The 22,711-nt window shown below is 30.7% G+C and carries 22 protein-coding genes; 9 read left to right on the top strand and 13 right to left on the bottom strand.

The window, feature by feature from the left end; translation table 11 throughout:
- Position 1: 1 nt before the first annotated feature.
- A complete protein-coding gene (locus tag ACSVH2_RS02490) occupies positions 2-310 on the top strand; it encodes a hypothetical protein (protein WP_438091583.1) in 309 nt (102 codons plus the stop codon).
- A 61-nt stretch (positions 311-371) separates the two neighbouring features.
- Here the strand turns inward: ACSVH2_RS02490 and ACSVH2_RS02485 are convergent, their stop codons facing one another.
- Positions 372-1,373 (bottom strand): glycosyltransferase family 9 protein, encoded by a 1,002-nt coding sequence (locus ACSVH2_RS02485; RefSeq protein WP_438092248.1) that lies wholly within the window; start codon positions 1,371-1,373, stop codon positions 372-374.
- Between the two features lie 58 nt (positions 1,374-1,431).
- Positions 1,432-2,037 carry a DUF4254 domain-containing protein gene (locus tag ACSVH2_RS02480; RefSeq protein ID WP_438091582.1) on the bottom strand — a complete coding sequence of 202 codons (606 nt, stop codon included), beginning with the start codon at positions 2,035-2,037 and terminating at the stop codon, positions 1,432-1,434.
- Positions 2,038-2,104: 67 nt separating this feature from the next.
- On the opposite strand from ACSVH2_RS02480, the gene upp reads away from it, so the two are divergent.
- The gene (upp, locus tag ACSVH2_RS02475) at positions 2,105-2,758 is read left to right on the top strand and encodes a uracil phosphoribosyltransferase (RefSeq protein WP_438091581.1); all 654 of its coding nucleotides are present in this window, start codon (positions 2,105-2,107) and stop codon (positions 2,756-2,758) included.
- Here upp and ACSVH2_RS02470 read toward each other — a convergent pair.
- A complete protein-coding gene (locus ACSVH2_RS02470) occupies positions 2,753-3,682 on the bottom strand; it encodes a DUF6427 family protein (RefSeq protein ID WP_438091580.1) in 930 nt (309 codons plus the stop codon). The two genes, upp and ACSVH2_RS02470, sit on opposite strands and share 6 nt — an antisense overlap.
- 45 nt (positions 3,683-3,727) lie before the next feature.
- Here ACSVH2_RS02470 and ACSVH2_RS02465 point away from each other — a divergent pair, with 45 nt between their 5' ends.
- Complete coding sequence (locus tag ACSVH2_RS02465) at positions 3,728-3,958, top strand: DUF6341 family protein (RefSeq protein WP_438091579.1); 231 nt, start codon at positions 3,728-3,730, stop codon at positions 3,956-3,958.
- 32 nt (positions 3,959-3,990) lie between these two features.
- On the opposite strand, the gene purD is transcribed toward ACSVH2_RS02465, so the two are convergent.
- Complete coding sequence (gene purD, locus ACSVH2_RS02460; RefSeq protein WP_438091578.1) at positions 3,991-5,265, bottom strand: phosphoribosylamine--glycine ligase; 1,275 nt, start codon at positions 5,263-5,265, stop codon at positions 3,991-3,993.
- 90 nt (positions 5,266-5,355) lie between these two features.
- On the opposite strand from purD, the gene ACSVH2_RS02455 reads away from it, so the two are divergent.
- The 4 genes from ACSVH2_RS02455 (at position 5,356) to ACSVH2_RS02440 (ending at position 10,380) form a co-directional block, all read left to right on the top strand.
- Positions 5,356-6,678 (top strand): T9SS type A sorting domain-containing protein, encoded by a 1,323-nt coding sequence (locus ACSVH2_RS02455; protein WP_438091577.1) that lies wholly within the window; start codon positions 5,356-5,358, stop codon positions 6,676-6,678.
- A gap of 103 nt (positions 6,679-6,781) precedes the next feature.
- Positions 6,782-8,113 (top strand): hypothetical protein, encoded by a 1,332-nt coding sequence (locus ACSVH2_RS02450; RefSeq protein WP_438091576.1) that lies wholly within the window; start codon positions 6,782-6,784, stop codon positions 8,111-8,113.
- Complete coding sequence (wecB, locus tag ACSVH2_RS02445) at positions 8,110-9,195, top strand: non-hydrolyzing UDP-N-acetylglucosamine 2-epimerase (RefSeq protein WP_438091575.1); 1,086 nt, start codon at positions 8,110-8,112, stop codon at positions 9,193-9,195. The genes ACSVH2_RS02450 and wecB overlap by 4 nt, the downstream gene beginning before the upstream one ends.
- A complete protein-coding gene (locus tag ACSVH2_RS02440; RefSeq protein WP_438091574.1) occupies positions 9,196-10,380 on the top strand; it encodes a glycosyltransferase family 4 protein in 1,185 nt (394 codons plus the stop codon).
- Here the strand turns inward: ACSVH2_RS02440 and ACSVH2_RS02435 are convergent.
- The 9 genes from ACSVH2_RS02435 to ACSVH2_RS02395 form a co-directional block, all read right to left on the bottom strand.
- A complete protein-coding gene (locus ACSVH2_RS02435; protein ID WP_438091573.1) occupies positions 10,377-11,744 on the bottom strand; it encodes an undecaprenyl-phosphate glucose phosphotransferase in 1,368 nt (455 codons plus the stop codon). The two genes, ACSVH2_RS02440 and ACSVH2_RS02435, sit on opposite strands and share 4 nt — an antisense overlap.
- A 6-nt stretch (positions 11,745-11,750) precedes the next feature.
- Positions 11,751-12,734, bottom strand: coding sequence for a UDP-glucuronic acid decarboxylase family protein (locus ACSVH2_RS02430; protein ID WP_438091572.1), 984 nt, complete (start codon positions 12,732-12,734; stop codon positions 11,751-11,753).
- An 8-nt stretch (positions 12,735-12,742) separates the two neighbouring features.
- The gene (locus ACSVH2_RS02425; RefSeq protein ID WP_438091571.1) at positions 12,743-14,095 is read right to left on the bottom strand and encodes an O-antigen ligase family protein; all 1,353 of its coding nucleotides are present in this window, start codon (positions 14,093-14,095) and stop codon (positions 12,743-12,745) included.
- Positions 14,028-15,143, bottom strand: coding sequence for a DUF1972 domain-containing protein (locus ACSVH2_RS02420; protein WP_438091570.1), 1,116 nt, complete (start codon positions 15,141-15,143; stop codon positions 14,028-14,030). Before ACSVH2_RS02420 ends, ACSVH2_RS02425 begins: the two co-directional genes overlap by 68 nt.
- A 70-nt stretch (positions 15,144-15,213) precedes the next feature.
- Positions 15,214-16,302: a glycosyltransferase family 4 protein gene (locus ACSVH2_RS02415; RefSeq protein ID WP_438091569.1), complete on the bottom strand. Its 1,089-nt coding sequence runs from the start codon at positions 16,300-16,302 to the stop codon at positions 15,214-15,216.
- A 1-nt stretch (position 16,303) separates the two neighbouring features.
- Entirely contained in the window at positions 16,304-17,563 is a 1,260-nt protein-coding gene (locus ACSVH2_RS02410; RefSeq protein ID WP_438091568.1) for a hypothetical protein, read from the bottom strand.
- Positions 17,564-18,241 (bottom strand): acyltransferase, encoded by a 678-nt coding sequence (locus tag ACSVH2_RS02405; RefSeq protein WP_438091567.1) that lies wholly within the window; start codon positions 18,239-18,241, stop codon positions 17,564-17,566.
- 44 nt (positions 18,242-18,285) lie between these two features.
- Positions 18,286-19,551, bottom strand: coding sequence for an oligosaccharide flippase family protein (locus ACSVH2_RS02400; protein WP_438091566.1), 1,266 nt, complete (start codon positions 19,549-19,551; stop codon positions 18,286-18,288).
- 80 nt (positions 19,552-19,631) lie between these two features.
- Positions 19,632-20,174 carry a hypothetical protein gene (locus ACSVH2_RS02395; RefSeq protein ID WP_438091565.1) on the bottom strand — a complete coding sequence of 181 codons (543 nt, stop codon included), beginning with the start codon at positions 20,172-20,174 and terminating at the stop codon, positions 19,632-19,634.
- A gap of 105 nt (positions 20,175-20,279) precedes the next feature.
- Here ACSVH2_RS02395 and ACSVH2_RS02390 point away from each other — a divergent pair, with 105 nt between their 5' ends.
- Together ACSVH2_RS02390 and ACSVH2_RS02385 are read left to right on the top strand one after the other, a co-directional pair.
- Positions 20,280-21,761 carry a glucosyltransferase domain-containing protein gene (locus ACSVH2_RS02390; protein WP_438091564.1) on the top strand — a complete coding sequence of 494 codons (1,482 nt, stop codon included), beginning with the start codon at positions 20,280-20,282 and terminating at the stop codon, positions 21,759-21,761.
- Entirely contained in the window at positions 21,745-22,710 is a 966-nt protein-coding gene (locus tag ACSVH2_RS02385) for a glycosyltransferase family 2 protein (RefSeq protein WP_438091563.1), read from the top strand. The genes ACSVH2_RS02390 and ACSVH2_RS02385 overlap by 17 nt, the downstream gene beginning before the upstream one ends.
- Position 22,711: the final 1 nt, after the last annotated feature.

Here is a 22,711-nt window from a genome sequence, read left to right as displayed (position 1 = left end):
AATGCGAAACAAGCTCGAAATATTTAAAAAAGCTCCTGACCTTTTGGATGAACCCGAAGTTCAGGAGCTTTTGGATTATTGTGAACGATTGGAAGACGAGTTAATTGACTTGAAATTTGAAAAAGAAAAAAGCAAAGAACTCATTATGCTCGACATGATTAAAGAAGTTATAAAAGGTTGCAATGCTATTGAAAAAGAGCAATTGGAACACGAGCGATTTGGTTATGAAGCACCCAATTATCAAGCTACAATTTCCAATTTAAAAAGTTATATTTTAGAAATTTGCAGAATAAATAAAATTTATTTGTGATTATTTTAAACCATTAAGAAATTCAGAAAAGTAAAGGCAAAACTTAATGAAACTTTAGTTCTTAATGGTTCAAAACTAAATCAATCTTATCCACAACACTTTCCACAGAAATACTTCGAATAGCATCTTCATAACCTGCAACTGTTTTATTCCCATAAACCGAAGTTGGCAATAATGGATACTTTTCTCTATCGGCAGTTAAACAATTTTCCAAAGGTTGGTTGAAAGGTACAAATCCGGCAAAAGGATGTGTTGCGCCCCAAAGCGTAATGACTTTTGTTCCAAGCATCGCAGCAATATGAGCATTTCCACTATCCATGGAAAGCATCACATCGAGATTAGAAATTAAATCCAATTCTTTTGAGAAAGTGAGTTTGCCTGGAACATTTATGGCATTATCCTTTCCTTTTGCTAAAAAATTTAGAATTTCTATTTCTTGGTTTCCACCACCAAAAAGGAAGATTTTATACTTATTGTTTTCTGCTAATTCATCTATTACTTTTTTCATTAAATCAAGCGGATAGACTTTACCTGGATATTGAGCAAAAGGTGCAATTCCAATCCATTTATCATCCTGTTTTTCTCCAGAAAGTTGAATGATTTCATTGGATAAAACTGCTTTCTCAGGAAATTTTGGATTAGAAATGTCAACAGAAAAACCAAGTTGTTTAAACGTATCAACATGTCTCTCGACCATTGATTTTAAGGGTTGAAAGATTTTGTTTTCGGCACGAGTTAAGGCTTTTTTTTCAACTCTGCCTTTGTCTGTAAACGCCACTTCCTTTCCACTCGAAGTAAATAGAGTTCGCACAATTTTCGAACGCAAAACATCATGTAAATCGGCAACAGCATCAATGTTTAACTGCTTTAAATCAGAATGTAATTTCAACAAACCCAAAAAACCTTTGTGTCTTCCGTTCACATCAAAAGTAAAAAAATCCACATTGGGAATTCCATCAAAAAAAGGTTGGAAAAAAGGACGTGAAACCATCGTGATTTTTACACTTGGGTTTTGTTGCACAAATGCTCTAATTACTGGAACCGTCATTGCAACGTCGCCCATGGCGGACAATCGGATAACGGCTATATGTTTGATTTTGTTTGACAATAGATTTTCGGAATTATTTTTTATTCTGATACAACACCGGATTCAAATCGTCATCGTTGTACATTTTCATTTGCTTGTACACTTTCATGAATTTGTCTCCGTTTTCGATATCGGTTAATAAGTCGTTGATGGAAATAAACATATCGTTTTTTTGGTCCAACAATACATTTAATTTTTCTTGACATTTGGCTCTGTGTTCTGCCGAAGCCTCAGCACGATTGGCTTCTTCACTCATATGGTAAATTTTCAAAGCCAAAATTGACAAACGATCAATTGCCCAAGCAGGACTTTCGGTATTGATTTTAGCATTTGGTTTTATTTGAACATCCTTGTGTTTTTGAAGAAAATAACTGTCAATATATTCCACCATATCTGTACGAACTTGGTTTGAAGCATCGATTTTTCTTTTTAAAACCAAAGCGGCAACTGGATCAATATTAGGGTCACGAATGATGTCTTCATAATGCCATTGAACTGTGTCTACCCAGTTTTTGGCATACAATAAATATTCAATAGTTCCTTTTTCATAAGGATTTAAGGTTGGTTGATATACGTCATCTATAACGTGATAATCCTTAATGCTTTGTTCAAAAATTGGAAAGGCAAACTGTGAAAACATAATAGTAAAATTTTATTGCAAAGATAGTTTTTATACTTTTACCCAAACATACAAATTTTTTGGCTTTATGCACATTCATTATATTTCAGAACAAAATAGTATTCTAAATCAGTTTTTAGCAGAAATTCGCGATGTTACCATTCAAAAAGACAGTATGCGTTTCAGAAAAAACATTGAACGTATCGGCGAGATAATGGCGTATGAATTGAGTAAAACCTTGGATTACAAAAAAATTGAGGTTCAAACACCACTTGGAATAAAAAAAACAACCACTATTTCGGAACCTGTTGTTTTGTGTTCTATTCTTCGTGCTGGATTAGCTTTACACACTGGATTTATGAACTTTTTTGATGATGCCGAAAACGGTTTTGTGTCTGCTTATCGTCATCATTATGATAATGATGATAAATTTGATATTTTGGTTGAATACCAAGCAGCACCATCGTTTGAAGGAAAAAATTTGATTTTAATTGATCCCATGTTAGCCACAGGGCAATCGATTGTAGCTGTTTTACACAAATTACATTTGGAACAAAAACCAAAAGAAATTCACATTGCTGTAGTAATTGCAGCGCCAGAAGGCATAGCCTTTTTAGAAAAGAATCTTCCTGAAAACTGTCATCTTTGGGTTGCTGCACTAGACGAAAAACTTAACGAAAAAAACTATATTATTCCTGGTCTTGGTGATGCTGGCGACTTGGCTTATGGCATCAAGCTATAATTGCGCAAAAAAGACAAAAAAACTTCCCACAATTACTGATAACAATACTATTTCCTGATATATTTTGTTTTGAGCGTATTCGATATTGTTTGTTCCCATCACGGCTAATGGAAAAAAGGTGAAAAGCAAGATAGAATTATCTTTTTCTGGCGAAATTAAGAATACGACTACTCCAATCAAAAATCCAAAAATCATTTTCTTATAGGATGCCTGAAGGATTAAAGGTCTATTAGTAATAGAAAAAATCATTGAAAAGACAAAATAGACAGCAATAATAGCATAAAAAGACAACGCTAGATTCTGAAAATTATTGGTGAAATAATCAAGTTGAAAATTGGTTTGTGTTTGTTTTACAATGTAACCAATCCATGATGGGTCAAAAATTAAGGCAACAAAAACAAATATTACCGATGTGGCAAAAAAAGCAACAAATGGTAATAACCAATTTCTGTAATCTCTAGAGGCATGAAAAATTATAGATACATACACTAAAACAATAAAAAGAATACACCAAAAATGAAATAAGCTGGCGATGAAAATCCATATAGAAGCGTCAAATATTTTCTCTTTTGGCGATTTTAGAGTTTGTAATGATATCATTCTTCTGATAGCTAAAAGCAAAAAGAAATTAGCAAATAATAGGCTTGAATTATTAAAAACTGAAGGAAAAAGTATTAGAAATAAGAAAAAAAGAAATATGGCATAACTGCTGTTCTTTGTTAATCCGTTTTTTTTAACAATAAAATTGACAAAGAAAAAAGAAGCTACTAAAAGTATGGCTAATAAAGTGTTTTGTGAAAAGCTATTCGTAGCTTTTACAGCATCCGAATGGCTTGACTGATAAAGGAAAAAAAACAATAATAGTAAAACTACAACTAAAGAATAGTTTATAATAGTTGATTTTTTAAAAATGCTTGTAATCATGAGGATATTTTATACATTTGTGCTGTAAATATAACATTTTATAAAATGAAAGCATTTTTTGAAGGCATTCAAACGTTATTTGTAGATTTCTTGTTCATACCGCTTGACCTTTTGCGTCAATTAGAATTAAGCAATTGGTGGTTAGCAAACATGGTAAGTTGGACATTAATGATTGTATGTTCCTATTATATTGTGTATTGGTGTAAACAATTACAATCTCACCAAGACAATAACGAAGAAAACCAAGATACAACGGCTCATTCTTTTTTAAAATAAAACACCTTAATCCCATAAGGGAAAAAGCAAAGTTATTTTAAATCATTGCCAATATCTTTTCTAAAATACATCTTATCAAAATGTAGTTTATCTATATTTTGGTAAGATTTTTTTATGGCTTCTTTAAAATTATCTCCATAAGAAGTGACTGCTAAAACTCTACCGCCATTACTCACAATTTGTCCGTTTTCCATTTTTGTTCCTGCATGAAAAACTATTGAATCTTCTATGTTTTCTATTCCTGAAATAACTTTCCCTTTTTCATACTCTTCAGGATAACCGCCAGAAACTACCATTATCGTTGTGGCACTTCTTTCATCAATTTCCAGAGTTACTTCATTCAATTTTTCATCGGCAACCGCTTGAAACAATTCCACCAAATCCGATTTTATCCTTGGCATTACCACTTCTGTTTCTGGATCACCCATTCTAACATTATATTCTATAACAATTGGCTCACCTTTTACGTTGATTAAACCAATAAAAACAAACCCTTTGTATTCAATTCCGTCTTTTTGCAAACCGTCAATCGTTGGTTTTACAATTCGGTTTTCAATTTTATCCAATAAAATTTTATCTGCAAAAGGCACTGGAGAAACTGCTCCCATTCCACCAGTATTCAATCCTGTATCGCCTTCACCAATTCGTTTATAATCTTTGGCAGTTGGAAGAATTTTATAATTTTTGCCATCAGTCAAAACAAAACAACTCAGTTCAATTCCGTCTAGAAATTCTTCAATAACCACTTTAGCGCTTGCAGTTCCAAATTTGGAATGAACCAACATGTTTCGTAATTCCGTTTTTGCTTCTTCTAAATCCTGAATAATCAAAACTCCTTTTCCTGCAGCTAATCCATCCGCTTTTAAAACATATGGAGGTTGTAATGTTTCTAAAAACTGGCACCCTTTTTCAACTGTTTCTTTTGTAAAACTATCATACGCAGCTGTTGGAATTGCATGTCTTACTAAAAATTCTTTGGCAAATTCTTTACTACCTTCCAATTGTGCGCCTTTTTGGGATGGACCAATTACTGGAATATGGTTTAATTCAGAATCATTTTTGAAGAAATCATAAATTCCATGTACTAATGGGTCTTCAGGTCCAACAACAACCATTTCAATTCGCTCTTGAAGAACTGTTTTTTTAATAGCTTCAAAATCTAAAATATTTAGGTCAAAATTGGTTGCAATAGTTTCAGTTCCAGCATTTCCAGGAGCTACAAAAAGCTTCGTGCAGAGTGAACTTTGAAGCATTTTCCATGCTAAAGCATGTTCTCTTCCTCCAGAACCAAGTAGTAAAATTGTCATTTTATATTTTTTAAGAATACAAAAGTAGTAGTATTCTATTTTATAATGAATTTTATTTTACTTTTGTAAATAAACAAATATCTAATAATTATGAAAAAACTATTACTTTCTTTTTCCCTTCTATTTCTTGGCTTTTCTTCAAACTCTCAAACTTGGACATCTCAAGCAACTGGATTTAGTGATGTGAGCAGAGGAATTTCAGAAATTAAAATCGTTGATGCAACAACGGTATGGGCTTTGGCTTTTGATGGATCAGCTGCGGCTGCAAATGTTCAAGAATTCACATTAACTACTGATGGTGGTGCCACGTGGAACCCAGGAACGATTAATGTTGGAGATACTGCGCTAGGAATAAACGGAATATCTCCTGTAAACGCAACTACTGCATGGGTAAGTGCTGTAAATGGAACAACAGGACTTGGTAGTGTTATTTATAAAACTTCAGATGGTGGTTCGAGTTGGCAAAGACAAAATGCTGCTGGATTCACTTCTGGAACATCATTTGTTAACTTCGTGCATTTTTTTGATGCTAATAATGGTTTTGCAGCTGGAGATCCAGCAGCTGGAGAATTTGAAATTTATAGATCTGTGAATGGTGGTAGTAATTGGACTTTAGTTCCTGCTGCAAATATTCCAAATCCACAATCTGGAGAATATGGGTATAACGGTGGAAATGTAGTTATAGGTAATACTGTTTGGATGCCAACTAATAAAGGTAGAATTTTAAAATCTACCGATCAGGGTTTAACATGGACTGTTACTCAATCTCCTTTAACAGATTTTTCTGGAACAACTGAAAGTGGAAGAATGTTGTTCAGCGATGTAAACAATGGTTGTTTACTAAAAACGTCAGGTTCAACTTATACATTCTATACTACTTCAGACGGAGGTGCAACTTGGTCTACTGGTGTACCATTTACAGGAACATACAGATTGCTTAGCTATGTTCCAGGAACTACAATCCTTGTTGCAACAGGTGCAGGAGCTACTAGTGGTGGTTCTGGTTCTGCCTATAGTCTTAACAATGGAACAACTTGGACAACAATAGACTCAGGTGCACAAAGATTATCATCTTCTTTCCTTAATGCTACTACAGGTTGGTGTGGCGGATTTTCGTCTGATCCTTTTACAGATGGTATTTTCAAATTTACAGGTACTTTATCAAACAATCAGTTTAATGCTAATTCATTTAAAGTATATCCAAATCCATCGTCTTCATTTGTAACAATTTCTTCTGAACAACTAGATACTTTCAATGTAAAAGTTACTGATTTGACCGGAAAAGTAATGATGACTAAAGATTATAGCGGCGTTGAAAATACGGTTGATGTTTCAAGTTTTGCTACTGGGATTTATTTCTTCGAAATCAAATCTGACAATAAATCTGAAATTATAAAGATTATAAAAAATTAATACTAATAAAATAGTATTTTTAAGGGCTAACATTTGTTGGCCCTTTTTTTATGTTTACTTGTTTTCAAACAAATTTAGATTAAATGATAATACATTATATAAAATGGAAGTTTACACTAAAATATTAAAATTAATAATTCTTCCCATTAGTGAATTTATTTTTGGCATTCCATTGACAAAAGAAATAAGTGATTTAGATAAACAAACGCGATTGTCTGAAATTGAAATTGAAAAACTTCAAAAAGATAAACTGGCTAACGTATTAAACCATTCAGTAAAAAACTCAATTTATTACAGAAATTTAAATATTGAAATTGATGTTAATAATCCTATTGCTAGCTTAAAAAAATTTCCAATATTAACAAAATCTATATTAAAAACGGATACGGACTTACTATTAACACAACCAAAAGAAAAACTTTTAAAAAACGGTAGTAGCGGATCCACAGGCGAACAAACCATAATTTATTGGAGCAAAAAAGAACAAACTTTAAATAGAGCAACTCAATTATTGTGGTGGCATTGGGCTGGATATACTATTGGGGATAAATTAATTCAAACAGGGATAAATCCAAAGAGAATAGGATTAAAAAAATATAAAGATTTTTTTTTTAGAACAAAATACATTCCCTCTTTTTCTCACAATAAAGATGATATTATTAAGGTTTTAAAAAGCATAAATAAAAATGAAAACTATGTTTTAGCTGGATATGCCTCGTCATTGCATGTAATTGCCAAGATTGCAGAAGAAAATAACTTAAAAATTAAATGCAAATCGGCTATATCTTGGGGTGATAAATTATTTGATCATTATAAAAAAAGTATAAGTGAATCGTTTTTCTGCAAAACCTACGAAACCTATGGTTCTGCTGAAGGATTTATGATTGGTGGACAAAAAGATTTAGAATACATGTATTTAATGGCTACCAATGTTTTTATAGAAATACTAGATGATGAAGGCAATGAAGTAGAAGATGGGAATCTTGGAAATGTAATAATTACAAATTTAAATGGATATGCTATGCCTTTAATACGATATAAAATTGGAGATTTAGCAATACTTTTGCCCAAAGATAGTTACCCAAAAAAAAGAGAATTAAATCTACCTATCATCCAAAAAATTATAGGTCGAGATACCGACATTGTAAAAACCCCTTCTGGGAATTTTTTAGTTGTACATTCTTTTACGGGAATTTTTGAGCATATCCCTGAAATCAGGCAATTTTGTGTTATACAAAAAAATTTGTCTGGAATTGAAATTGAATTTATTAAAGATAAAGGATTTAATGCTAATATTTTAGATGAAATAATGACAAAAATTCAAAATAGTTTAAATGAGCCTTTTGAAATAAAATTTAAAGAAGTAGGTGAGATAAAATCTACAAATTCAGGAAAACCTCAATTAATTATTTCATATTTAAGGGATAACCAATGAAAATAACAATAATCGCAGGCGCAAGACCTAATTTTATAAAAATCGCACCCATTATTAAAGCGGTTCAAAAAAAACAATCCGAAGGGAAATCTATTTCTTTTCGATTGGTTCATACTGGGCAACATTATGACAAAAACTTGAGTGATACTTTTTTTGAGGAACTGAATATTCCACATCCAAACGCAAATTTAGAAGTGAAAAGTGGTTCGCAAGCAGAGCAAACTGCTGCAATTATGATTGCTTTTGAAAAAGATTTAGTTCAAAATCCGTGTGATTTAGTTTTGGTGGTTGGCGATGTCAATTCGACTATGGCATGTGCTATTGTTGCCAAAAAAATGAATACAAAAGTAGTTCATGTTGAGGCTGGAATTCGTTCTGGTGATATGACAATGCCTGAAGAAATCAATAGAATTGTGACCGATAGTATCACCGATTATTTCTTTACAACCTCAACTTCGGCATCAGAAAATTTGTTGAAATATGGCGTCGAATCTTCCAATGTTCATTTTGTTGGGAACGTAATGATTGATACACTATATCAAAATTTGGACAGAATTTCGGCGCCAAGTTTTTGGAATAATTTCAATTTAGAAACTGGAAATTATATCATCTTAACGTTGCATCGTCCATCCAATGTTGATGAAGAAAAATCGCTGATTGATTTATTGGAAGGTATTGATAAAATGGTTGAAAATAAAAAAGTGATTTTCCCTATTCATCCAAGAACGAAAGCCATTTTGGGAGAAACCAATTTGAATTTGAAAAACATTCTTTTTGTAGAGCCACAAGGGTATTTGAACTTTATGTTTTTGATTAAAAATAGTTTTGCAGTAATTACTGATTCTGGTGGGATTTCAGAAGAAACGACTGTTTTAGGAATTCCTTGCTTCACTATGAGAACAACAACAGAAAGACCAGAAACTATTGAAATTGGAACCAACACGTTGGTGGGAACATCGATTGAAAATTTAAAGGAACTATTTGGAGCATTTCTTAAAAGCGGACTAAGAAAAGCTGAGATTCCTGAATTATGGGACGGAAAAGCATCGGAAAGAATTATCGATATTTTGCTTTCAAAATAGATGGAAGATATTCTAATTATATCCAATTATTATCCGCCAGAAAAAGGTGCTGCTGCCAATAGAATTGAGCAGTTAGCACTGAAATTGCACCAAAATAATTATAATGTTTCGGTTGTTTGTCCTTTGGGAAATTATCCAAAAGGCGCATTATTCCCTGAATACAAAGGAAAATTTTCGGTGACGGAAAACAGAGAAAATATAACGGTGAAAAGGTTGTGGATTTATCCAAGTGTGAGCAAAAATATTTTCATTAGAATTCTATCAGTATTGTCTTTTTCGCTTAGTTTGTTTTTTTATTTATTGTTTAACAAAACACCTAAAAAAGTAGTAATTCAATCGCCGCCATTATTGCTTTCTTTTATTTCTGTTTTTGTACTTTCATTAAAAAACAAAAAGATAATTTTGAATGTTTCTGATTTGTGGCCATTAGCCGCTATTGAACTTAAAGCATTAAAAGAAAATTCGTTTTCGCATAAAATTTCATTGTTTCTTGAACGCTTTATTTATAAAAAGACAACTTTAATTTTAGGTCAATCCAACGAAATTATCTCTCATGTACATTCTATTTTTCCAGATAAGAAATTTTTTTTATATAGAAACTTTCCAGATCATCAAGTTTTGACAATGGAATTGAAAACCGTCGAAAAACAACCAATTAAAATCTTTTATGCTGGACTTTTAGGAATTGCCCAAGGAGTTTTGGAATTGTGTAAAAAAATCAAATTAGAAGGATTGAATATAGAGTTTCACATCTTTGGAGATGGTGTAGAAAAAAATCAAATAGAAGCTCTAATTTCATTACAAACAGAGCAAAAAGTATTCTTTCATGGAATGTTAGACCGCAAAGAATTGCATGAAAAGCTTAAAACCTTTGACATTGCCATTGTTCCCTTGAAAACTAGAATTTATGGTTCCGTTCCTTCTAAAATATTTGAATATGGTTCGCTTGGATTTCCAATAGTATACTTTGGTGGTGGCGAAGGAGAAAATATTGTGGAAGAAAACAATCTAGGTTGGGTTGTAGAAGTGCAGAATTATAAAGATTTAAACAAAAAGCTTCTTGATATTTCTAAGTTGACCAAAGCAGAGTTGGATGTAATGAAAAAAAGAATTTTTAACCAATCACAAAAAACTTTTGATTTGAATAATCAAGTAAAGAACTTAATTGAAAAGGAAGTTTTTTAATATGCCTTTTCTTCTCCTTTGAAAATATTGATTACCGTCTGTAAAATGATTTTTAAGTCCATAATCATTGACCAGTTCTCGATATAAAAAACATCTAACTTGATACGATTTACCATATCTTCTTCTGTTTCTATTTCGCCTCTAAATCCTTTTACTTGTGCTAAACCTGTAATACCGGGTTTTACATAATGACGCACCATGTACTTTTTAATTTTACTGGCATACGCTTTATTTTGCGACCACAAGTGAGGTCTTGGTCCAACAACAGACATGTCACCGAGTAAAACATTGAAGAATTGAGGCAATTCATCCATACTTGTTTTTCTCATAAATTTTCCCATTTTAGTAACTCTTGGGTCATTTTTGGAAGCTTCTTTCTCTGTAAATCCGTTAAGTTGCATCGAACGAAACTTGTAGCAGAAAAATTCTTCTTCATCCAAACCTGGTCTTCCTTGTTTAAAAAAAACAGGTCCTTTTGATTCCAATTTTATTAATATTGAAAGCAATGGGATTAACCATGATAACAGTAAAACGATAACAAGTAATGAAAAAATAATGTCAAATGCTCTTTTAATCCCTTTTATAACTGGATTGTGCAATTGTGTTTTTTGAAGTGATAATACAGGGAATAATTCGTAATAATCAACTTTGAGGTTTTTTGAAAAAATTTCTTTAGAATCTGGAATGAATTTTATAGCTTTTTTGTTATCATCGGCAAATTCAACTAATTCTTTCAGTTTTTCATTTGAAATTTCATTTAACGAACAATAAATTTCATCAATTTTATTCTCTAGTGTAAACTTTTCAATGTCTTCTATTTTTCCTAAAATTTCAGGATTTTGTTTTTTGTCTGAAAAAAATCCAAAGAACCGATAACCATAATCTTTTCTGTTTTCAAAAACTTCTTTTAGCCGAATAGCTTCTGGTGTATAGCCAATTATCACAGCATTTCTGAAATTAGACCCCGTTACAATTCTATATTTTTTTAGATAAAAAAAGAGAAAATATTTAAAACCAACAATGATTATAAAACTCAATGTTAAGTAAATTGCTATGGCTTTACCACTAAAAATAGCTGTTTTTGCAAAAGGGAAAAAGGCGATTACAATGAGCAAAAAAAGGCTAAATTGTTTTACCAATTTTGTGATAATTTCAACTGGAGTTGTAAATCTAAAAACTTCGTAATATTTAACTATGATTGCAATAAAAAGCCAGGTAACCGTTTGATAGGTCAAATAATAAAACAGATTAAGTTTTAGTTCTCTAAAGAAATATAAACTTAATGCCGTAATAATAATTAGATCAAATAAAATGTTAATTGGTCTAATGTATTTTGAATATCTTCCTGTTTGCTGTGCAACCATAAAATACTAGTGAATATATCCTTTAAAATCTTTATGTTCTTCTTTTAAAAGCTCTTCAGATGAAAGAGATTTGAAATAAGCATAGGTCAATTTCATTCCTTCTTCTCTTTTTACTTTTGCTTCCCAACCTAGTATTTCTTTTGCTTTAGTAGTATCGGGTTTGCGTTGCATTGGATCATTTACTGGTAAATCGTGGTATACTACTTTTTGATTTGTTCCCGTTAATTTGATGATTTCATCTGCAAAATCTTTGATAGTAATTTCATCTGGATTTCCAATATTTACAGGATACACGTAATCAGAATGTAGTAATCTGAAAATTCCTTCTACTTGATCTGTTACATAACAAAACGAACGCGTTTGACTTCCATCGCCAAAAATTGTTAAATCCTCACCACGCAATGCTTGTCCGATAAAAGCTGGAATAACACGACCATCGTTGAGACGCATTCTTGGTCCATAGGTATTGAAAATTCTAACTATTCTAGTTTCAACACCATGAAAAGTGTGGTATGCCATGGTTATTGATTCTTGAAAACGCTTGGCTTCGTCATAAACACCTCTTGGTCCAATGGTGTTCACGTTTCCATAATATTCTTCGGTTTGTGGATGAATTAATGGATCACCATAAACTTCTGATGTGGATGCAATAAGAATTCTTGCTTTTTTGACTCTCGCTAATCCCAAAAGATTATGTGTTCCCAATGAACCAACTTTCAAGGTTTGAATTGGAATTTTTAAGTAATCTATTGGACTTGCGGGTGATGCAAAGTGAAGAATATAATCTAATTTTCCTGGAACATGAACAAACTTTGTAACATCATGATGATAAAACTCAAAGTTTTTAAGTTTAAATAAATGTTCAATGTTTTTTAAATCTCCGGTAATCAAGTTATCCATTCCAATAACAAAATATCCTTCTGCTATAAATCGATCACAAAGATGAGAACCTAAAAAACCTGCTGCTCCAGTAATTAATATTCTTTTCATATAATTTTTTATGCTACTTTGGGATTACTTTTAATAATTCCTGAATTAAAAAGACAATACAATAGAGTGAAAAAAACCACACCTCTCTGTCTCCAAAGGAATGACTCGGTCAAAAATAAACTTATCATTAGAATTGCGAAAGCAAAATGCACAAAATCTTTTGATTTAAATGCGTTTTTTAGGTTAACAACTAACATAATCACTAAAAGGATAAATCCAAAAACACCTAATTCGGCAAAAACTTGAACATACTGATTATGAAAGTTTTTATTTTGATAACCATCTTCGCCATTTTTCCCCATGTAAAGGTTATAAAATTTGGCTTTTTCTTCAATCTTTGGATAAGAAGCGTTTAATCCAAAACCTTTAAAAAAAGCATTATTTTCTTTTACTAATTCCATGAAAATTCTAAATTGATAGACTCTAAAAGCAGTACCATTAAAATAATCATTTGGAGTAAACATTTCATTTGTCCATGCTTCTTTAATGCTCACATAATGAACTCCATCGGGAATTCCTTCAATAACATTGGTGCTTAAACTTTTATCGGTATTTGTCTGAAACTCAACCTGAAATCGGTGTTTGATTCTGCCTATTGAAAAAATTATTCCTAGTAATAAGCCAAAAACAATTAAATTTCTTAACCTCATTTTGTGTGCCGATTTCGAAAAAAAGAAACTATAAAGTAAGACCAATACGATTACAGCCAACACTATATTTTTTGATGAAAGCAATATTAAAAAGCCAAAAAGAAGCACTGAAATTATAGTGTCTGCTTTGGTTTTTATTTCCTTGGTAAAAAAATGAAAAAACGCAACTGCCACAAATACGGATACATGAATGGCATTCAATAATTTGGGAACTAAGCCATAATCATCAAAATCTTCACCATGGTAAAAGAAAACTCTTGTATCATTTAGAATAAAAAACCGAATTATTGCTCTTAGAGAAAAATAGGAAACCAAAATAACAACTGCATAACTATAGTAAGAAATCAGCTTTTGTTTTTGAGCTACCGAAAAATCTTGAATAGATAAAAATGCTAATGGGATAATTAACAGAGGGATTTCTTTTGACAAAGCTGCTAAAGTACTATCCTTGTCTATAGACCAAAAAAAAGAAACCGCCATTAAAAAATATAAAGCAATGGGTAAAACCAAATTACTTTGAAGTACAAAATTCCCTTTTTTGAAAGTTAAAATTGCCACTAATAAAAATAAAGCTAACACCATATTATTAATAGCAAAAGATAACGGAATGGTAATTAAAACTAAAAGTGTAGGAATAAAAGAACTATGGCTTTTGTTTTCTTTTATCAGATTTTGAAAAACATGCTTCAAAGAGTTGTAAGTATTCCCCATTTATTTTCTCCCAATTAAATTCATTGACAATGGCGTCAAAATTGTTTTGAACTAATTGCAAGTTATCATTTTTTTTGATAGTATTTAGAATATTTTTTACTTCGTTTGGTGTTGAAAAATAATAGCTGTTTTCTTTTAGAATTCCCTTGTTGAAATCATTGTTATGTGCTATCACTAAAGCTCTAGATGCCATAGCTTCTAATAGTGACGGATTTGTTCCGCCAACAGAATGTCCGTGGAAATATAAATTTGAAAAATAACGAAGATTGTTCAAGTGTTCCAAGTTATAAATTCCGCCCATAAAACGAATGTTGGAATGGTCTTTATACTTATTTTTTAAATACTCACCATACTTTGTTTGGTGCTTTCCAATAACTAAAATTGGCGTTTTATCTTCATTCATCGCTACGCCTTCAAGAACCAAATCCAAATTATTTTCAGGTTCAAAACGAGCCATAATCATATTATACTTTTCTTTTTCGACCTTATATTCATGTAGTACATTTTCATTTGGATTTGAAAAAGGATAAGCACCATAAGCAATATAAGTAGAGTCTTTTTTATATTTCTCTTTTAAGAATTTTTGAATTCCGAGAGAATCTGAAACTAAAAAATCACTACTGTTTGCTGCTAACCTTTCGGCAAATTTCAAGAATTGCTGCACAGGTTTAGAATATTTGGTTCTTTTCCATTCCAATCCATCCATATTGGTGATGATAATTGATTTTTTGGGTAAAAGAAAATGCCAAATAGAATTACTAGTATAACCTAGTTGCAAAATAATATCGAAATCTCTTTTACGCGAATCCATGATACAATTGTAATCATAAATAAACTGGCCAAAAGTTCCCAGTTTGTATTCTGGATCGTATTGATGGATGATATTTACGCCGTGAAAATCTTTTTCTTGATACGGATGGTCATGAGAATTGTAGCAATAAACGTCATGACCTTTCTCTGCAAGATACACCGAAAAAAATTCGGCAAACTGTTCAAAACCACCGTAATAATTTGGGACACCACGAGTTCCAAGTATTGCTATTTTCATGATTTTTATTACGGTTTGCTGTTTATTGTCTTTCACTGCAAACATAACAAATAGATTTGATTTTTTTGTTTTAAGAAATAGCTTTTTTGAATTGTTCAGCAGCTTGTTTCCAACTAAATTTGACTGACATTGCTTCTTTTTTTTGGACTATTTTTGTGTCTTTTAATCCTATTTCTATTTTATCTTTTAGATCTTCTAAATCTAATGGATCAAAAAGACAATCGTCAAAAAACTGAAAATCTGCCATTGCGGTTGTATTTGAACAAATTGTTGGAACATTTGCCGCTAACGACTCTAATGGAGGAATCCCGAAACCTTCAGCTATTGAAGGGTAAATTGACAAATCTGCTCCACGAACTAATAAAAGTAAATCTCGAAAATTAAGTTTATGGAATGAAAATATGGTAACTTTTATTGATGGTGACAACGAATCATAATAGTCATTATATTCTTTATTTTCTATAGCTTTATCTCCTATAAAGACTAAAGTGTGATTTTTATAATACTCTTTTTCTACAAAAACTTTTAAAAGTCTGTGGTGATTTTTTCTTGGTTCCCATCGACTGACATATAAAAAATAATTTGTGGCTTTAAACTTTTTCGCAACTTGCTCTTTACAATTTTCCTTATCATAAGTTTCAAAATAAACTGGATCAATTGCATTTGGTGTAACAGTAACCGTTTTAATTTCAAAATGCTTTTGGATTTGCATTTTGGAATATTCTGAAACACTCAAAACTATATCGGAACATTTTGCGCTTCTTTTGAAGAGAAATTTATTTTTTATTCTATACAATAAAGGAAAGTATTGTGGGAAATCCAGGAACAAAACATCGTGGATGGTAACAATGTGTTTACAGTTTTTTATAGGTGGAACAACATATTGAAAATGTGCATAATCTATTTTATTTGCTTTTATGATAGCAGGAATATCAAATAGTAATCTGTAAAATTTATTCTTTGCTTTATACTTTATGAATGTCACATTTTCATGAGTTCCAAAAATATTTTTTACGATATCAATATTTGATGCGCCAAAAAAAATACGATAATTTTTGTCCTTTATTAACTCAATATAAAGACCTTTTAGATAAGTCGTTGTGCCTTGAAAATTTCCATCAAAGACATGACAATCAACAAAGATTCTTTTGATTTTCATATCATTCTATACTATTAATTGCTCTGTTTTTGTTGTTTGTTTTTATGTAGATTTCTCTAAAACAGATCAATAATCCTATTAATATAGATTTATTGTCGGATAGATTATAAACTCCCATAAAAACCCAATTAGAAAAAATTAGAAAAACTCCTGTTCCGAGTAGAAGTAAATTTATGTTTTGAATAATTGGATGTGATTCGGTTGCTTTTTTAAAAAGCAAATAAATAGAAATGAAATAAATAAATAAACCAAGTAAACCTGTCTTTAAAAAGATAGTCATAAATCCATTATGAAGAATAGATATATACCTTAAGTTCATATCTCCTAGCCACACTTCTTGCTTTAAATCTACTTTTGACCCAAGACCTTGCCCAAAAATAATAGGATAGATTCCTTCTCTCGAAACCTGTCTGACCGTCATAATATTCTCGTAAGAGCGATAATTATCGTTGAATTCTTTCCAGTCGTCTCTATTAATCTTAGTTTTGAAAGCTTCTTCGGGAATGATTTTAATCTTATAAAGAAAGGCTTCCATTCCTGGTCCGTTTCTTTTTGGATTAATAAGTAAAATGGAGGAATATCCTATTACTGCTATAATTAAAACTGAAACTACAACAGTTATTGATTTTTTATTTACTTGGAAATATCCTTTAATTGCCAAAAACAAAATAACAAACTGAATAAAATTTGTCCTTGCCAAATACATAAATACTGAAAATGCTATGACAGTTGTAAAAAGTAATATTCTCTTTTTAGAAAAATTTAATTCAAACTTATTGTGAAAAAGAACTACTATCAAGGCATAAACTTCAAAATCACTAAAAAAACCTCCAAAGAAACGAATATCATTAACCGTAGTTGCTTTGTAAAAAGCGAGTGCCCAAAAAATTAAACAAAGATGAATTATTGCAATAAAAAAACTAGTATAAACAATCGTCTGAAAAACCTTTTTTGGAAATTTTTTACACAATTGATAACCAATTAACAACCCTAAAATTGGCTTGATTAAATAGGTAAAATCCCTTATAATAAAATACAACTGATACTCTTTAAAGAACATTACAATGATTGCCAATACTAAAATAAAAGTAAAACAGAGTAGCTGTTTTAAAATACCAAGCGAATAGGTATTAGTAATAGTAATTATTGCAGAAAAGGACCAAACTGCAAATGTCAATTCATAATTATCCAAATATGGGATATAGATACAAATGGCAAAAAGTAATTGATACAGAAATGCTTTATTAATTGTTGTTGCCATTTATTGAATCGTTTTTAAAACTTTAGCAGGAATACCGCCAATAACAACATTGTCTGGGAAAACACCATTAACTACAGCTCCAGCTGCCACAACGGAATTATTTCCAACTACACAACCATCAAGAAAAGTAACTTTAGCTCCAACCCAAATATTATTTCCGAGTTTAATTCCTTTTGAAGTTACTCCTTGTTCTCTAATCAATTTTGATGTATCTGAAAAATTGTGATTTTCTGAATGGAAAGAAATATAGGAACCCATAATTACATCGTTGCCAATTTCAATTCCGCCTGCAGCTCCAAAATGAGTATAATCTCCAATAGCAGAATTGTTTCCCATTTTTAAACCTATTCCATATTTAGAAAAATGACTGGTTGAGTTTAAATTAGAAAACGCTCCTATTTTAACACAATCACCCAAGATTATTTTCTCTGAGGCATATCCATCTATGATAGTGTGGTTATCAATGGTTACGCTTTTTCCAAAAATAATATTATTTGAGTTAAGAATTTTTGTTTGTTTTCCAACAAATACTTTTTTACCTGTTTTAAAGAAACCTCTAACCAACATAAATCCTCTTTTAGTTAAAGTTTGAAAAAAAAGTTTGTTGGGAATTCTTGGGTCTATTTGATAATTTTTCCCTGATTTTAATAATAATTTTTGAAATATGCCTTTTATCATTAGAGGAGTTTTATCGCTATAATTATCAAAAATACAATTGTTTTTTAACTTGCGCTATTAAATAATTTATTTTTAATGATGATGAAATACATAGTAATTACTAGTGTTTCGGAAATGATGAGAGACACAATGACTCCATAAACGTTAAGAATAGGCGTGAGTACAATGATTAACAACAAAGTTACTGGCGTTGCTACCATTGTTGTACTAATATATTGCTTTTGCTTATCCCATCCTAGCACTAGTTGTTTGAAAGGTAAAGCAATACTTTGAAGTAAAGGAATAATCAACGCTATTTTTAATAAATCACTAATAAAAATTACTTCTTTCGGATTAAAATAATCTACAATTTGAAAAGCGAATAAAGCAATGAAAAGCAATAATGAGAAGACAAATAGAAAATTAATTCCATTTACTTTTTTCCAAAAAAACATTCCTTCTTCCTTACTTTTGTCTAACAAATAACAAACTCTCGGGAAAACAAAGTTGAAAAACAAAATAATATAGGTTCTAAAAATTACAATGATTTGTTCTATTATTTTAAATTGTCCCGCCATAATATTGTTGCCAAACAAACTAATTAATACTATGGGGGAATACATTTGAAGCGAGACAAAAATTTGAGAAGAGAACATTGAGAAATTAGATTTGATATATGTTTTCACACCATACATCTTTGTTTTTTTAAATGAAAATGAAAATTGTTTCACAACATAAATAAAAACAAAACTGTTCGCGATAATCATTCCTAAACCCCAGAAAAGATTGTTATAAATATAATCTTCTGGACTATGAATAAACATAAATACCCCTAGAACATAAATAACTTTTGAAATGATATTTAAAATCGTTATCCATTTGAAATTCTCAATTCCTTGTAAAAACCAAGTTGGATTAATAAATTGACCAACAAGAATGAGTAAGCTTAAAAAAAAGAGCGCTTTTTCTTTAATAAAATAAGGAATGATAATAATGATAAAACTTGCGATTACAAGAACTAAAAATAATAATATGAGTTTAGCCGTATAAATAGTGATAAATAATTTTTCGAGGTTTTTGGGGTTTTCTCTATTTATCGAAACTTCTTTTACCCCCAAAATATCTGAGCCATAATCAATAAAAACCATAAGAAAAAAAGCAATTGCTAGTCCAACGCCAATTTTTCCATAACCGTCTTCGCTACAAACGGAAACAAGATGTGGTACTACAAGTATTGGGGTAACCAAATTAAAAAACTGTCCAACACCATAGGTAAAAAAGTTGTTGAGTTGTTTTTGTTTTTTAATAAAGTCAATACTTGATTTAAGCATTTGATTTTTTTATATAAATCAAAAAGCTACAAACAAAGTAAAGAGTACTTCATTTGTAGCTTTTTCTATTTTGTTTTTTATTATTGTTTACCTAGTTTAACTAATTCTGGACCTAAAACAGATTGGTGTGGATATATTGACGGATGTTCTGCTTTTCCATTTTTTACAACCGGAACAACTGCTCCTGTTGTTGGATCAAATTTACAATGATTTTCATCAGCTCTAAAAAAATTTCCTAACTGCTGTCCTACAATATCAAACTTTTTACCATTGTAATCAAAATGCAAGCTTTTCAAATAAATGGTGTCTGTTTCGGTCTGTTTTAATCCTAAATCTAAACGAATTTGAGTTGGGTAAACCTCTTTAGGGAAATAAAAATCAACTTTTTGCTCCTCCTTATTTCCAGGAACAGGAACCCAAATTACACTTTCTCCAAAATTAGTTGTACCGTCTTCAGTATAAAGCAAACAAAAGTCGTCGGTAGTTTTAGATATTACATTTGCTGTTACTTTGAAACCATATTTTTCTTGTGGTTGAGCAGTTTCTGTTTCCACATTTTCATCCTTAATTTTACAGCTTATCAAAATTATGCTTGAAATAAGCAAATAAATTATTTTTTTCATATCATTTTTTTAAATTAAAACTATGCCGTAAAATAACGATTTATTATAATAACTAACAAATAAATTTCTACTTTTACTGACCTATAAAAAACAACAATCTATTTTATGACAACTGAAACCCAAAATAAACAATTCTTACTATATGTTTTTTCTATTCTTGTAGCATTTGTTGCTTATGGTTTTGCCCTTACAAATTTTACACTTACCGTTGATAGCGAAAGCCCTATTTATCCTCATTCTTCGTTAGAATTAGGACGATGGGGAACAAATCTTGTGCGTTACCATTTGATGAATGGTTTGTATCCATTTTTTACCTTATTATTCGGGCTTGTTTTTTTGGCGATTACCGCCGTTGAAGTAACTAAAATACTCAACATAAAAGGAGTTTTTAGCTTTATTTTTTGTTTGTTATTTTTAAGTTTTCCACAACACGCATATCATTTAGTGTTTACAATGCAAGCCGATGCAATTCCACTGGGCTATTTTCTGGGAACGGTTGGGGTTGCGTTTTATTTAAAAGAAAGTAAAACTAAAATCTGGAAAATTATCAATTTGGTTTTGTCAGTTGTATTTATGGTTTGTGCAATTGCTACATACCAAATCTTAGTTTTTATCCCAGTAATATTATATATGATTTACTTTTTTACTCAAATTGACAAGCCGGAAGCCAATATAAAAGAGGAATTTAAAAAAGCATTTATTTTCATTGGATTGTTATTGATAAGTGTAATCATTTATTTATTAAGCGTAAAATTATTTATTAAAACTGCAAGCAGTTCGTATCTTGGAGGATATGCATCTGGAAATTTAAACAATCCGTTTGTAGCCTTTTATAATCTTTTAGTAGATAATATATACGGAAATTTTTATTATGGAGAAAAACCTTTTCTAGTAACATCGCTATGCGTTTTGTTAAGTATTATATTCTTTATAAAAGATAAAACCAATACTTTACTGAAAATTTTAATCTTTTTAGCATTGCTAATTGTTCCATTTTCAATGTCCTTTTTTATTAGAAATGGTTATCATCCACCACGTTTATATGTTGGTTCTACATTAGCATTCGCTTTCATAATTGTATTTGTATTACAAAAAATTCCAAAACAATTTTACAACCAAATACTTTTTGCGGGTGTTTTGTTATATTTATGGAATGTTTTTTTTGTTACCAATTTGTTTTACACCCAAAACAAAATATTTAAACACGATCTTGAAATTGCAAAAGACATCAAGCAAAAAATCAATCAATTTGAGGATTTTAACCCTGATAATGATTATGTTTATTTTTATGGCAGTTTACCCGAAAGTAATCACATTAAATTAGCTTTGCCCAATTCGGAAGTTTTTGCAGGTTCCCTTTTTCGTTGGGGCGAAGGCGATAACTGGCGAATGATTAACTTTTTTAGATTTGAAGATCTTGCTTACTACCGCTTTATGGATGACGAAACCTCGTTTAATAAAGTAAAAGATAAATTTTTAGCTATGCCTGTATATCCCGAAAAAGGTTCGATCCAAAAAATTGAAAATGTAGTTGTTATAAAACTTTCACAAAAAAAGGGGTTTTCAAGATATGAATGGGAAAAATAATATGAATGTTCCAATAATAGGAATAGTATCGCCATGTTACAATGAAGAATTAGTGTTGAATGAAACTTCATTTCAATTGAATTCTATTCTATCCGATTTGGTAGAAAGAAATTGTATCTCTGAAAAAAGTTTTGCCGTTTTTGTTGATGATGGAAGTAAGGATAAAACATGGCTTCGAATAGAAGAAAATGCCAAACAATTTAAACACATTAAAGGATTAAAACTTGCTGGAAATGTTGGTCATCAAAAAGCATTATTAGCCGGATTACTTACTTTTAAAGATGATGCTGATGCATTAATTTCAATTGATGCCGATTTACAAGATGATGTTCGAGTAATAGAAGAAATGATACAAAAGTTTACTTCGGGTGTAGATGTAGTTTATGGCGTTAGAAAAGAGAGAAAAACAGATACTTTTTTTAAAAAAAACACTGCTTTGCTTTTTTATAATTTGATGAAGAAAATGAAAGTAAATATAATTCACAATCATGCTGACTATAGATTGTGTAGTCAAAGGGTTTTAAATGCATTATCGGAATTTGGTGAAGTGAATTTGTTTTTAAGAGGGATTATTCCTTCTATTGGTTTTAGTAATGATGTTGTTTACTATGATCGTTTAGAGCGATTTGCTGGTGAGTCCAAATATCCTTTCCGTAAAATGGCCGCTTTTGCCTGGAATGGCGTTACTTCATTTAGTAATTATCCTTTAAAATTGGTAACCATAATAGGCTTCTTAATCTTTTTCTTTTGTTTAATTATGACTGGTTATGCTCTTTTCGCTTTATATGCTGGAGATGTAGTTCCAGGATGGCTATCAACTGTTTTGCCAATGTATTTCTTGGGTGGTATTCAATTGTTCTGTTTCGGAATCATTGGAGAATATATTGGTAAAATTTATTCTGAAGTGAAACAGAGACCAAGGTATTTTATTGATAAACGAATAGAATAAA

The sequence above is a fragment of the Flavobacterium sp. RSB2_4_14 genome, assembly GCF_051547085.1.
In the GTDB taxonomy this organism is placed as follows: Bacteria; Bacteroidota; Bacteroidia; order Flavobacteriales; family Flavobacteriaceae; genus Flavobacterium.
This window is presented reverse-complemented; position numbering and strand designations above follow the sequence as displayed.

Bases quoted from the DNA above. Each gene is read 5' to 3' on its own strand.
- ACSVH2_RS02490 (WP_438091583.1), top strand. From the start codon at position 2: ATGCGAAACAAGCTCGAAATATTTAAAAAAGCTCCTGACCTTTTGGAT.
- ACSVH2_RS02485 (WP_438092248.1), bottom strand. From the start codon at position 1,373: ATGGGCGACGTTGCAATGACGGTTCCAGTAATTAGAGCATTTGTGCAA.
- ACSVH2_RS02480 (WP_438091582.1), bottom strand. From the start codon at position 2,037: ATGTTTTCACAGTTTGCCTTTCCAATTTTTGAACAAAGCATTAAGGAT.
- upp (WP_438091581.1), top strand. From the start codon at position 2,105: ATGCACATTCATTATATTTCAGAACAAAATAGTATTCTAAATCAGTTT.
- ACSVH2_RS02470 (WP_438091580.1), bottom strand. From the start codon at position 3,682: ATGATTACAAGCATTTTTAAAAAATCAACTATTATAAACTATTCTTTA.
- ACSVH2_RS02465 (WP_438091579.1), top strand. From the start codon at position 3,728: ATGAAAGCATTTTTTGAAGGCATTCAAACGTTATTTGTAGATTTCTTG.
- purD (WP_438091578.1), bottom strand. From the start codon at position 5,265: ATGACAATTTTACTACTTGGTTCTGGAGGAAGAGAACATGCTTTAGCA.
- ACSVH2_RS02455 (WP_438091577.1), top strand. From the start codon at position 5,356: ATGAAAAAACTATTACTTTCTTTTTCCCTTCTATTTCTTGGCTTTTCT.
- ACSVH2_RS02450 (WP_438091576.1), top strand. From the start codon at position 6,782: ATGGAAGTTTACACTAAAATATTAAAATTAATAATTCTTCCCATTAGT.
- wecB (WP_438091575.1), top strand. From the start codon at position 8,110: ATGAAAATAACAATAATCGCAGGCGCAAGACCTAATTTTATAAAAATC.
- ACSVH2_RS02440 (WP_438091574.1), top strand. From the start codon at position 9,196: ATGGAAGATATTCTAATTATATCCAATTATTATCCGCCAGAAAAAGGT.
- ACSVH2_RS02435 (WP_438091573.1), bottom strand. From the start codon at position 11,744: ATGGTTGCACAGCAAACAGGAAGATATTCAAAATACATTAGACCAATT.
- ACSVH2_RS02430 (WP_438091572.1), bottom strand. From the start codon at position 12,734: ATGAAAAGAATATTAATTACTGGAGCAGCAGGTTTTTTAGGTTCTCAT.
- ACSVH2_RS02425 (WP_438091571.1), bottom strand. From the start codon at position 14,095: ATGGGGAATACTTACAACTCTTTGAAGCATGTTTTTCAAAATCTGATA.
- ACSVH2_RS02420 (WP_438091570.1), bottom strand. From the start codon at position 15,143: ATGAAAATAGCAATACTTGGAACTCGTGGTGTCCCAAATTATTACGGT.
- ACSVH2_RS02415 (WP_438091569.1), bottom strand. From the start codon at position 16,302: ATGAAAATCAAAAGAATCTTTGTTGATTGTCATGTCTTTGATGGAAAT.
- ACSVH2_RS02410 (WP_438091568.1), bottom strand. From the start codon at position 17,563: ATGGCAACAACAATTAATAAAGCATTTCTGTATCAATTACTTTTTGCC.
- ACSVH2_RS02405 (WP_438091567.1), bottom strand. From the start codon at position 18,241: ATGATAAAAGGCATATTTCAAAAATTATTATTAAAATCAGGGAAAAAT.
- ACSVH2_RS02400 (WP_438091566.1), bottom strand. From the start codon at position 19,551: ATGCTTAAATCAAGTATTGACTTTATTAAAAAACAAAAACAACTCAAC.
- ACSVH2_RS02395 (WP_438091565.1), bottom strand. From the start codon at position 20,174: ATGAAAAAAATAATTTATTTGCTTATTTCAAGCATAATTTTGATAAGC.
- ACSVH2_RS02390 (WP_438091564.1), top strand. From the start codon at position 20,280: ATGACAACTGAAACCCAAAATAAACAATTCTTACTATATGTTTTTTCT.
- ACSVH2_RS02385 (WP_438091563.1), top strand. From the start codon at position 21,745: ATGAATGGGAAAAATAATATGAATGTTCCAATAATAGGAATAGTATCG.